This window comes from Streptomyces sp. NPDC089799 (genome assembly GCF_040684755.1).
Classification (GTDB): Bacteria; Actinomycetota; Actinomycetes; order Streptomycetales; family Streptomycetaceae; genus Streptomyces.
On sequence record NZ_JBFBGR010000016.1, the window covers coordinates 1 to 10,972 of the forward strand.

Sequence of the window (10,972 nt, forward strand, 5' to 3'; positions counted from 1 at the left end):
CCCAGCCGAGCGCCTCCATAAACTTCTCACGGCCTGACCAACACGACCACGTGTTGCAACGACCCCTGGAATCCACCACGGCATGGAGGGACCCAGGCTCCATCGACTCTGGCGTTGGCGGGCACGGGCAGCGGCTGCCGCTCGGCCAGCCGCCCTCCGGGCGGGAAGCAGCAGTGCAGTCGAGGGGATGACTGCACAAAACGACGCCCAGGGCGCCCCAAATCGCTACGTGCTCCTCCCGGCAGGCGAATTCGGCCCGTCAGTGGCCGAACATAAGCCGCCATCGATCACTACGTGGACATTCCGAGCATGGCGACCGAGAGGCCGTCCGTGGAGACGGTCAGACAGACGGGGGCCACCCGCCATCGATCGCTACGCGCTTCCGCCGGACGGCGAACGCGGGCCACCCGATCCACCGGCCACCAGCCACGGCCACCGCAGGTGGCAGACTGCACGAAACGACGGCTCTTTCGGGCGCCACCAGCGGTCAGGCGGCCGCCCACACCGGCCCGAACCGCATAGCGATCGTGGGCGCCTGCCGCCATCCGCAGGCACCATCCCCACCGGCCCGTCGGCCGCCGAGACGACCCGGAGCACGCAGCGGTCAATGGCGGCCTGTGTTCGGCCCCTGACGGGCCGAATTCGCCTGCCGGGAGGAGCACGTAGCGATTTGGGGCGCCCTGGACGCGCTGGCGTGCAGCCATCCCGTCGACCGGGATTCGGCTTCCGCCCGGAGGGCGGCCGGCCGAGCGACAGCCGCTGCCCGTGCCCGCCGAAGCCAGAGTCGATGTGGCCTTGGGTCCCCCCGTGCCATCCCCCGGGGGCGGCCCGACAGTCCTTGTCGTTGCGGGGCCGGCAGGCCTGTCAAGGGTGGCCCGAAGGGCCATCGGCTTGCCGACGCGACGAAGGAGCGCCCTTGACAGGGCTGACGGACCCGGAATGACACTGGGACTGACGGGCCACCCCCGGGCACCACCGTGACGCCGCCCGGGCGAAGCCCCCCGACCCGCAGCGGGCCAAGCCGCCCGACCCACGACGGGCGAAAACCCCGGCCTACGGCGCCAGCCGCCGGGCCAGTACCTGCGCACCGCGCCGCGGGTCCAGGGAGGCCACCCAGGCCGACGGGGCCAGGGCCGCCGCACCCTCGTGGGCGAAGCCGTAGGTCCGGAACAGGGCGCCGCTGCCGGTGGTGGCCGCGAAGAGCGCGAACAGCGAGTTGGCATGGGCCCGGGACAGGGCGTCACGCAGCAGCATGCCGCCCACCCCCCGCCCCTGCATGTGACGGGCGACACAGAAGTTGAACAGCACTCCGGCGGGCCCCCGGTCACCCTCCCCGGGGTGCATCCGCAGGCCCAGGCAGCCGCCCAGGGTGCCGTCCGGGGCCTGGTACACCAGGAAGTCGGACGCCTCCGAGGCGTACACGGAGAGCGGCCGGTCCCGGAGCGCGCCCGTGTGGACGAACGGCCGGGACAGGGCCTGGAGGGCGGTGGCGTCCTCCCGGCGCCCGCGCCGTACCGGCGACGGGACAAGACGCGGTCCGTGCGGGGAACGCAGGGTCGCGCCGGGGCGGCGCCGGGTGGTGACCGTGGTCAAGGAGCTGACCTTCCTTCCTGGGGTGGCACGACGGGCGTGCGGGCACGGGGCCCGGGCGCGTGGGCCTGGCGTGAGGGCCCGGGGGCGGTCCTACGAGCAGGGCCGGCCCGGGTAGTCCCGGCTCTCCGGGGCTCCCGCCCGGCGCATCCGGTGCAGGACCCGGCCGAGGACCGGCTCGTCGTCGATGAACACGGGGCAGTTGATCTCCGTGTCGAAGACGAGCGTGCCCTCGGGGGTGTTCCACAGCACCCAGCGGGCGGGCAGGCCGGGATCCTGCCAGAGGTGGGTGTAGGGGCCCAGGGCGTCGACATCGGTGTCGTGCTGTCCGGCGAGCGCGCTCATGCGGCCGTCCTCACGGTAGCGCGACCGTCCACGAATGTCTGCACCACGTCGATGGCACCGATCCGTCCGGGGTCGACCCGGCGCGGGTCGTCACCGAGCACGACCAGGTCGGCGCGGTGCCCCGGGGCGAGGCTGCCGGCGACGTCCTCCCAGTGGCAGGCGTAGGCGGCGCCCACCGTGTACGCGCGGAGCGCCTGGTCCACGGTGATGCCCTCGTCGGGGCCGACCAGCCGGCCCGAGAGGGTGGCGCGCTCGACCATGAACTGGACGGCGCGCAGCGGCGCCCCGTCGGTGACGGGCCGGTCGGAGCTGCCGACCAGGGTGACCCCGTGGTCGAGGAAGCCGCGGCCCCGGTACAGCCAGGGGGCGCGCTCCTCGCCCATGATCGTGGCGTAGTCGTCACCGAGGTACCGCAGGAAGTTCGGCTGCACCACGGCGGCCACGCCGAGGGCGGCGAACCGTTCCAGCTGGTCGGGGCGGACCAGGCCGGCGTGCTCGATCCGGTGCCGGGCGGAGGGCCGCGGCCGGGCGCGCTGGGCGGCCTCCAGGGCGTCCAGGGCCAGGTCGACGGCGCGGTCGCCGATGGCGTGCACGGCCAGCTGCCAGCCGGCCAGGTGCCCGGCCACGACCGTGTCCCTGATCCGGTCCGGGTCGTCCTGGAACTCCCCGGTGCGGTCCGCGGCCCCGATGCCCTCGTACGGGCGGGTCAGGGCGGCGGTCCGGGCCATCATGCCGCCGTCGGTGTAGACCTTGAGCGCACCCACGGACAGCCAGTCGTCGCCGAAGCCGGTGCGCAGACCGAGGTCGAGGGCGCGCGGGATGCCGTCGGCCTCGTGGGCGGCGACGGGGGTCAGGGTGTCCGCGGTGGCCATGAGCTGGACCCGCAGGGGCAGCCGGCCCTCGTCGCGGAGCAGCTGGTACGCGCCGAGCTCGACGGGGCTGTGGCCGAGCAGGCCGCCTCCGATGCCGGCCTCGGCGCAGGCGGTGACGCCTTCGGCCAGGCAGGCCCGGCCGGCCCGCTCGACGGCGTCGGCGAGCTCGGTCTGGGAGTAGGGCAGCCGCAGCCGGCGGGCGGCGGTCATGGCGCTCTCGGCGAGGAAGGCGCCCTGCCCGGCGATCTCCGCGGGGAGGAGGTCCAGGACCGCGCTGTTGACCACGCAGGCGTGGCCCGAGTCGTGCAGCATGAACACCCTGCGGCCGTCGCTGACCTTGTCCAGTTCGGCGGCGGTGAGGTGGCGCCCGAGGGCCCGCTGGTCGTATCCGGCGATGTCGACCCAGGCGCCGTGCGGTGCGCGGGCGGCCGCCCCCGCGACCACGGCCAGCACGTCGTCGACGCGGGTGCAGGGAGCCACGGTGGGGGTGGCCGCCTTCAGGCCGGTCCAGGCGAGGTGGACGTGCGCGTCGATGAACCCCGGGAGGACGGTGGCGCCCTGGAGGTCGACCACCTCCTGCGCCGGGAGGGAGGCGACGGCGTCGTCCAGGCCCACGATCCGGCCGTTCCAGATGCCCAGCTCGTGGGCGACGGGGTGGCGCGGGTCCATGGTGACGATGTTGGCGTTGGTCAGCCTCGTACTGAGCATGGAGTCTCGTTCCTCGCAGGTCGTCGGGGGCGGGCGGAGGGGGCGGTGGCAGTGGGGCCGTACGGGGGCGGGTACGGCCGGTGGAGCGGCGGGCCGGGGTGCCGGCGGGGGCGGATGGCCGACGGCGGGTCGTGGCAGGGCACGGCGGGGCAGGGCCTCCGGCCGGTGCCCGGCGGGCGCGGGGGCCGGCCGGGCCCGAGGAGGCCCGTACGTCCGCCTGCCCGTACGTCCGCCTCCCGGCCGTCCTGCCGTACCGCCGTCCGGCCGTCCCGCCGCGGACAGGCACGGCCGGGAGGCCCGGGAGGGCGGTCCGGAGGGCGTCCGGAGGAAGGTCAGGAGGCGGGCACCACGGGAGCGGCGTGGTGCCGGGTGCGGGCCGTGGGCACCATCAGCGGGGTGCCGGTCTCCGGGTCGTCGATGATCCGGCAGGGCAGGCCGAAGACCTCCTCGACCAGCTCCGCGGTCATCACGGTCGACGGGTCGCCCTCGGCGGCGACCACGCCGCCGGGTTTGAGCACGACCAGGTGGCTGGCGTAGCGGCAGGCCTGGTTGAGGTCGTGGAGGACCGCGACGATCGTCTGGCCCTTCCGCTCGTGCAGGTCGGCGCACAGGTTCAGCACCTCGACCTGGTGGGCGATGTCCAGGTAGGTGGTGGGTTCGTCGAGGAGCAGGATGTCGGTCTCCTGGGCGAGCACCATGGACAGCCAGACCCGCTGGCGCTGGCCGCCCGACAGGTCGTCGACGGGCCGGTCGGCGAGGTCGAGGACCCCGGTCTGCCGCATGGCCTCGGCGACCGCGGTCTCGTCCTCGGCGGACCACTGCTTGAGCATCCGCTGGTGCGGGTAGCGGCCGCGGGCCACCAGGTCGCCCACGGTGATGCCGCCGGGGGCGGTGGAGGACTGCGGGAGCAGGCCGAGCCGGCGGGCCACCTCGCGGGTGCGGTACGAGGAGATGGCCGCGCCGTCCAGGTACACCTCGCCGGCCTTCGGTTTGAGCATCCGGGCCAGGGCTTTGAGCAGGGTGGACTTGCCGCAGGCGTTGGGGCCGATGATGACGGTGAAGGAGCGGTCGGGGATGACGACGCCGAGGCCGGTGGCCACGGTGCGCTGGTCGTAGGAGAGGGTGAGTCCTTCGGCGCGCAGCCGGGCCGAGGGGGTGGTGGACGCGGGTGTCGCTGTCATGCTCGGCTCTTTCGGGATTCGGTGACCAGCAGCCAGATGAGGTACAGCCCGCCGATGGTGCCGGTGCCGGCGCCCACCGGAAGCAGGGCGGGAGAGAACAGCCGCTGTACGGCGAGGTCGCTGACGGCCAGCAGGAGGGCGCCCATCAGGGCCGCCGGCACCAGTCCGGGGCCGGAGGAGCGGATCAGGGTGCGGGCGAGCTGCGGGGCGGCCAGCGCGACGAACATGATCGGGCCGGTGACGGCGGTGGCGAAGGCGGCGAGCGCGACGCTGGTGAACAGCAGGGCGACGCGGGTGGCGGCCACGTTCACGCCGAGCGCGGTCGCGGTGGCGTCACCCATCTCGATCACGGTGAGCCGGCGGCCGAGCCCGAAGGCGACGGGCAGCAGGACGGCGGTGGCGAGGCCGATCGCCGCGGCGTGGTCCCAGGTGCGGTTGCCCAGGGTGCCGAGCAGCCAGGCCTGGGCCTCCAGGGCTTCCTGCCAGGTGGCCCTGGTGATCAGGTAGCTGTTGACGGCGAGCAGCAGGGCGCTGACGCCGATGCCCATGACGACGAGGCGGAAGCCGGGCGTTCCGCCGCCGAAGACCAGCAGGTAGACCACGAGGGCGGTGGCGAGGCCGCCCACCAGGGCGCCGATCGCGATCTGGTTCATGCTGCCGTTGAAGACGACGATGACCACCAGGGCGCCGGTGGCGGAGCCGTTGGTGAAGCCGATGATGTCCGGGCTGCCCAGGGCGTTGCGGGTGAGGCTCTGCAGGACGGCTCCGCTGACCGCAAGGGCCGCGCCGACGCACAGGGCGGTCACCAGGCGGGGCATGCGCAGGGTGTTGACGATGAAGTCTGCGGCGCCGGAGCCGGTGCCGGTCAGGGCCTCGATCACCTCGCCGACCGACAGCCGGAAGTCGCCCGTGGTCAGGGTGATGCCCATGACGAGCACCAGGAGGGTCAGCAGGGTGAGCGTGACGGCCACGGTGCGGGCGTGGACGCGCAGTGAGGTCCGGCCGCCGCGGCTGCGCCACACGGTCCCGGTGACCGTCCGCGGGCCGGCGGCGGGCTTCCCCGATGCCGGCCCCCCTGCTGCCGGGTTCTCCCCGGGGTTCGCTCCGGGGTTCCCTGCGGGTGTCCCCTCGGACGTCGTCACGGCGGGGTCGTTCACAGGGAGACCAGCTTTCGGCGGCGGCACAGGGCGAGGAACAGCGGCGCGCCGACGAACGCGGTGACGATGCCGACCTGGACCTCGCCGGGCGCACCGATGACGCGGCCGAGGACGTCGGAGGCGATCAGCAGGACGGGCGCGAGCACGGCCGAATAGGCCATCAGCCAGCGCTGGTCGGGACCGACGAGGAAGCGGGCCATGTGCGGGACGACGAGCCCGACGAAGGCGATGGGCCCGGCGGCGGCGGTGGCCGCGCCGCAGAGCAGCATGACGGCGAACATGCCGGCGGCGCGGGTGCGGCCCACGTTGACGCCGAGGGCGCGGCCCATCTGGTCGCCCATGGCCAGGGCGTTGAGGGAGGGCGCGAGGGCGAGCGCGAGGACCAGGCCGACCAGGATGAAGGGCAGGACGACCCAGAACACGTCCATCTGACGTCCCGCCAGGGAGCCGACCGTCCAGAACCGGAACTGGTTGAAGGCGCGCGGCTTGAGCAGGAGCACGGCGGAGTTGAAGGCGAACAGCACGGCGGTGACCGCGGCGCCGGCCACGACGAGGCGGTCCGGGGTGACCAGGCTACGCCCGGCCGAGCCGAGCAGGTAGACCACCACGGAGGCGATGGCCGCGCCGGCGAAGGCGAACCACACGTAGCCGAGGGCGGTGACGACCCCGAAGAAGCCGATGGCGAGCACCACTCCGGTGGCGGCGCCGAGGCCGACTCCGAGCAGTCCGGGATCGGCGAGCGGGTTGCGGGTGAGGGCCTGCTTGAGCGCGCCGGAGAGGCCGAGGGCCGCGCCGACGAGTATCCCGAGGAGGGTCCTGGGGATGCGGTACTCGTGGATGATGACGGACGCCTGCGAACCGTCGGGGGCCCAGAGCAGGCGCCAGGTCTCGGTGAACGGGATGTCCCTGGTGCCCCACCAGATGCCGAGGAGGGAGACCAGCAGGAGGACGGCCAGCGCGGCCAGCAGGCCGGCTCCACGCAGGGCGGCGGCGGTGCTCCGCCGGCCGGCCGGCCGTACGGGACCGTCGGCGCCGGCCGCGATCGCCGGCTTCGTATCGACCGCCAACGGAAGACTCCCCCCAGTCACACAGCACAGGGCGCACACATCGCACATGTCCGAATAAAGGCGACGTTTCCACCGACACCTCACAACTTAGGTGAGGCTAACCGAGCCTCACCCGCAGGGTCAACGCGACTGCGCAGCAAGGGAGTAGGCGACCGTCCCCCATCCGGCCCACCATCCGGTCCACGGCCACCACTTAGACTAGCCTTACCTAACTATCCGACCATCTCCGGAGGTCACCCATGCCCGAACGGAGTCCGGCCGGAGGCGATGTCCTCCGGCGTGCGATCGGGGGCCGCCGGCGCCTGATCGCCTGGGCTTCCCTGCTCGGAACGGCACACCAGGGCTGCGAGGCACTCGTTCCCGTGGTCATCGGCGTGGTCATCGACCAGGCCGTCGCGACGGGTTCGTCCGGCGCCCTGGTCAACCGCCTGCTCCTGCTGGCCGTGCTGTTCCTGGTCCTGTCCACCTGCTACCGGACCGGGGCCCGGCTCGCGGAGCGCGCGGGCGAGGAAGCCGCGCACGAACTCCGGGTGGAGCTCGGGGCGCGGGTCCTCCAGCCCCGGGGCGGTGCGGAGGCCGGCCGGCTGCCCGGCGAACTCACCAGCATCGCCACCGAGGACGCCAGGCGGGTCGGCGCCGTCGCGCTGATGCTGCCGTTCGGCATCGCCGCCCTGGCCGGACTCACCGTCAGCGCCGTCGCCCTGCTGCGCGTCTCCGTCCCGCTCGGCCTGCTGGTGCTGCTCGGGATCCCCCCGCTGCTCTGGCTCGGCCACCGCATCAGCGGGCCGCTGGAACAGCGCAGCGAGACCGAGCAGGAACGGGCCGCGCACGCCTCCGGGGTCGCCGCCGACCTGGTCTCCGGCCTCCGCGTGCTCAAGGGCATCGGCGCCGAGTCGGCGGCCGTGGCCCGGTACCGGCGCACCAGCCAGGACTCGCTCTCCGCCGCGCTGCGGGCGGCCCGCAGCCGGGCCGGGCACGAGGGCGCCGTACTCGCCCTGACCGGGCTGTTCGTCGCGGGCATCGGCATGGCCGGGGCCCACCTGGCGATGCGCGGCTCGCTGAGCGTCGGCGAGCTGGTGGCGGCGGTGGGCCTGGCCCAGTTCCTGCTCGGTCCGTTCCAGACCCTGGGCTGGGTGAACGCCGAACTCGCCCAGGGCCGCGCCTCCGCCCGGCGGATCGCCGAGGTGCTGGACGCCCCGGGCGCCGTCACCACCGAGGACCCCGCCGGCCTCCCCGGACACCTCGCCGGCGGACTCCGGCTGCGCGGCGTACGGCTGGGCGCCCTGCGCGGCGTCGACCTGGACATCGCGCCGGGGTCCACGGTCGGCGTGGTCGCCCGGGACCCGGCTGCCGCCCGCGACCTGCTGCTGTGCCTGGCCCGCGAGGCCGATCCGGCCGGGGGTTCCGTCGAGCTGGACGGCGTAGCGCTGGCCGGGCTGGATCCCGCGGACGTCCGTACGGCGGTCCGGGTCGCCCACCACGAGGCCGACCTGTTCGAGACCAGTCTGCTCGACAACGTACGGGCCGGCGCCCGGGCCGCCGGGACGCGGCTCAGCGCCGACGGCATCGAGGCCGCGCTGCACGCCGCGGCGGCCGACGAGGTCGCCCGGACGCTGCCCGACGGGGTCGACACCCTGCTCGCCGAGCGCGGCCGCTCCCTGTCCGGCGGGCAGCGGCAGCGGGTGGCGCTCGCCCGGGCCCTGGCCGGAGACCCGCCCGTGCTGGTGCTGCACGACCCGACCACCGCGGTGGACGCGCTCACCGAGGCGCTGATCGCGGGCCGGCTGCGCGAGCTGCGGAAGGGCCGGACGACCGTGCTGGTCACCACCAGCCCGGCGCTGCTCGCGGTCACCGACCGCGTGGTGGTGCTCGACGGCGGCACCGTCACCGCCGACGGCCCGCACCACGAACTGGCCGGAGCCGACCCGGCGTACCGCGCGGCGGTGCTGGCATGAACCGTGAACCGGAGGAGACCCGCGTGGAGCAGCGGCCCGTGGAGCAGAGGACCGGGGAGCGGAAGCCCGCGGAGGATCCCCGCCCGGAGCCGGACCCCGTGCAGGCGGGCCCCGTGGAGCAGACTCCCGGGGACGGGACTGCCATGGAGCAGAGGCCAGGGGACGGGACTCCCGTGGAGCCGGGCTCCGTGGGGCAGACGGCGCCGGACCCCGGGCCCGCCCTGCTGCCGGTGGCGACCGGCGCCCGCACCGTGGCCGCGCTCCGCGGGCTGCTGCGCGGCCACCGCGCCCTGGCCGCCTCCGCGGTGGCCGTCCTGCTCCTGGGCACCGGCATCGGCCTGCTGACCGCCCCGCTGCTCGGCCACGTCGTCGACCTCGTGGTCGAACACCGCGGCACGGACGCGCTCACCGTGCCGCTCGTCCTGCTGATCGTGGTCGCGCTGGGCCGCGGCGCCGCCACCGCCGCCGGCAGCGCCCTCGTCGCCCGGCTCGGCGAGACGGTCCTGGCGGCGCTGCGCGAACGGTTCGTCGAACGGGCCCTGCACCTGCCGCTGGACCGGGTCGAACGGGCCGGCTCGGGCGACCTGGTCTCCCGGGTGACCGGCGACGTCACCCTCGTCGCCCGCTCGGTACGCCAGGCCCTGCCCGAATTCGCCCGCTCCACCCTCACCATCGCCCTGACCCTGGCCGGACTCGCCGTCCTGGACTGGCGGTTCCTGCTCGCCGTACTGCCCGCCGTGCCGGTGCAGATCCTGTCCGTACGGTGGTACCTGCGCGGCGCCACCCCCGTGTACACGGCGCACCGGGTGGCCACCGGAGCCCTCCAGCACCAGCTGCTGGACAGCGTCGGCGGGGCCCGTACGGTACGCGCCTTCCGGCTGGGCGAGGAGCACGCGGCGCTCATCGAGCGGCGGTCCCGGGCGGCGGTGGACCTGGCCCTGCGCGGCATCCACGTGGTGACGGGGTTCTTCTCCCGCCTCAACCTGGCCGAGTTCATCGGACTCGGCGGGATCCTGGTCACCGGCTTCCTGCTGGTGGACGGCGGTGAGGTGACCATCGGCACGGCCACCGCGGCCGCGCTCTACTTCCACAGCCTCTTCAACCCGGTCAACGCCGCCCTGTTCCTGCTCGACGACGTCCAGTCGGCGGGCGCGAGCCTGACCCGCCTGGTCGGGGTGGCGGACCTGCCGGCGGAGGCCGGCCCGGAGCGTCCCGCCCGCCCGGCGGACGGCTCCGTGAAGGTGTCCGGACTGAACCACTCCTACCGGGACGGGCACCCGGTGCTGCGGGACGTCTCCCTGGAGGTGGAACCGGGGGAACGGGTGGCGCTGGTCGGCGCCAGCGGGGCCGGGAAGACCACCCTGGCCAAGCTGCTGGCCGGGGTGCACCGACCGGCCGGCGGAACGGTGGTCCTCGGCGGGGTCGACGCGGAGGACCTCGGACCGGACGGGATGCGCCGGGCGGTGGTCCTGATCAGCCAGGAGGTGCACGTGTTCGCGGGTCCGCTCGCGGAAGACCTGCGCCTGGCCCGCCCCGGCGCCACCGACGCCGAACTCGACGCCGCCCTGGCCGTGGTGGGCGCCACCGGCTGGGTGGCGGCCCTGCCGGACGGTCCGGCGACCGTGGTCGGCGACGGCGGGCACGCGCTGACGGTCGCCCAGGCCCAGCAGCTGGCCCTGGCCCGCCTGGTCCTGACCGACCCGCCCGTCGCCATCCTCGACGAGGCCACCGCCGACGCGGGCAGCGCGGGTGCCCGCGAGCTGGAGGCTGCCGCCGAACGCGCGCTGCGGGGCCGGACCGGTCTCCTGGTGGCCCACCGGCTCCCCCAGGCCGCTGCCGCGGACCGCATCGTGCTCCTCGCCGACGGCCGCATCGCCGAAACGGGCACGCACGAGGCGCTGGTCGCCGCCGGGGGCCCCTACGCGGCCCTCTGGTCCGCCTGGTCCACCCCGCGCACCCCGACCCCCTGACGGGGGTCACCCCTGAGGCCCGGCCCCCTCCTCCGAGGCGGCCGGGCCTCCGGCGTCCCCTCGCGGGGCGATCCCTCGCGCGGGGTGCCCGGCGCTGCGCGGGCATGTGGCGCCCGCCCGCGCAGCG

General features: G+C 74.9%; 8 protein-coding genes. 2 read left to right on the top strand and 6 right to left on the bottom strand.

Annotated elements, in window-relative coordinates; genetic code table 11:
• Window positions 1-1,053: 1,053 nt before the first annotated feature.
• The 6 genes from AB0O36_RS19025 to AB0O36_RS19050 form a co-directional block, all read right to left on the bottom strand.
• On the bottom strand, window positions 1,054-1,593 hold the full coding sequence (locus tag AB0O36_RS19025) for a GNAT family N-acetyltransferase (protein ID WP_365111441.1): 540 nt from the start codon (window positions 1,591-1,593) through the stop codon (window positions 1,054-1,056).
• A gap of 90 nt (window positions 1,594-1,683) precedes the next feature.
• Window positions 1,684-1,935, bottom strand: a complete 252-nt coding sequence (locus tag AB0O36_RS19030; RefSeq protein ID WP_365111443.1) for a hypothetical protein — start codon at window positions 1,933-1,935, stop codon at window positions 1,684-1,686.
• Window positions 1,932-3,515, bottom strand: a complete 1,584-nt coding sequence (locus AB0O36_RS19035; RefSeq protein ID WP_365111446.1) for an amidohydrolase — start codon at window positions 3,513-3,515, stop codon at window positions 1,932-1,934. The genes AB0O36_RS19030 and AB0O36_RS19035 overlap by 4 nt, the downstream gene beginning before the upstream one ends.
• Before the next feature lie 332 nt (window positions 3,516-3,847).
• Window positions 3,848-4,696 carry an ABC transporter ATP-binding protein gene (locus tag AB0O36_RS19040; RefSeq protein ID WP_365111449.1) on the bottom strand — a complete coding sequence of 283 codons (849 nt, stop codon included), beginning with the start codon at window positions 4,694-4,696 and terminating at the stop codon, window positions 3,848-3,850.
• Window positions 4,693-5,718 (bottom strand): iron chelate uptake ABC transporter family permease subunit, encoded by a 1,026-nt coding sequence (locus AB0O36_RS19045; RefSeq protein WP_365111451.1) that lies wholly within the window; start codon window positions 5,716-5,718, stop codon window positions 4,693-4,695. The genes AB0O36_RS19040 and AB0O36_RS19045 overlap by 4 nt, the downstream gene beginning before the upstream one ends.
• A 131-nt stretch (window positions 5,719-5,849) precedes the next feature.
• Window positions 5,850-6,920 (bottom strand): iron chelate uptake ABC transporter family permease subunit, encoded by a 1,071-nt coding sequence (locus AB0O36_RS19050; protein WP_365111454.1) that lies wholly within the window; start codon window positions 6,918-6,920, stop codon window positions 5,850-5,852.
• A gap of 239 nt (window positions 6,921-7,159) precedes the next feature.
• On the opposite strand from AB0O36_RS19050, the gene AB0O36_RS19055 reads away from it, so the two are divergent.
• Together AB0O36_RS19055 and AB0O36_RS19060 are read left to right on the top strand one after the other, a co-directional pair.
• Window positions 7,160-8,875 (top strand): ABC transporter ATP-binding protein, encoded by a 1,716-nt coding sequence (locus AB0O36_RS19055; RefSeq protein ID WP_365111457.1) that lies wholly within the window; start codon window positions 7,160-7,162, stop codon window positions 8,873-8,875.
• Window positions 8,872-10,845, top strand: a complete 1,974-nt coding sequence (locus AB0O36_RS19060; protein WP_365111460.1) for an ABC transporter ATP-binding protein — start codon at window positions 8,872-8,874, stop codon at window positions 10,843-10,845. The genes AB0O36_RS19055 and AB0O36_RS19060 overlap by 4 nt, the downstream gene beginning before the upstream one ends.
• Window positions 10,846-10,972 lie beyond the last annotated feature (127 nt).

Coding starts and splice junctions, on each gene's coding strand:
- AB0O36_RS19030 (WP_365111443.1), bottom strand. CDS start 1,935: ATGAGCGCGCTCGCCGGACAGCACGACACCGATGTCGACGCCCTGGGC.
- AB0O36_RS19035 (WP_365111446.1), bottom strand. CDS start 3,515: ATGCTCAGTACGAGGCTGACCAACGCCAACATCGTCACCATGGACCCG.
- AB0O36_RS19040 (WP_365111449.1), bottom strand. CDS start 4,696: ATGACAGCGACACCCGCGTCCACCACCCCCTCGGCCCGGCTGCGCGCC.
- AB0O36_RS19055 (WP_365111457.1), top strand. CDS start 7,160: ATGCCCGAACGGAGTCCGGCCGGAGGCGATGTCCTCCGGCGTGCGATC.
- AB0O36_RS19060 (WP_365111460.1), top strand. CDS start 8,872: ATGAACCGTGAACCGGAGGAGACCCGCGTGGAGCAGCGGCCCGTGGAG.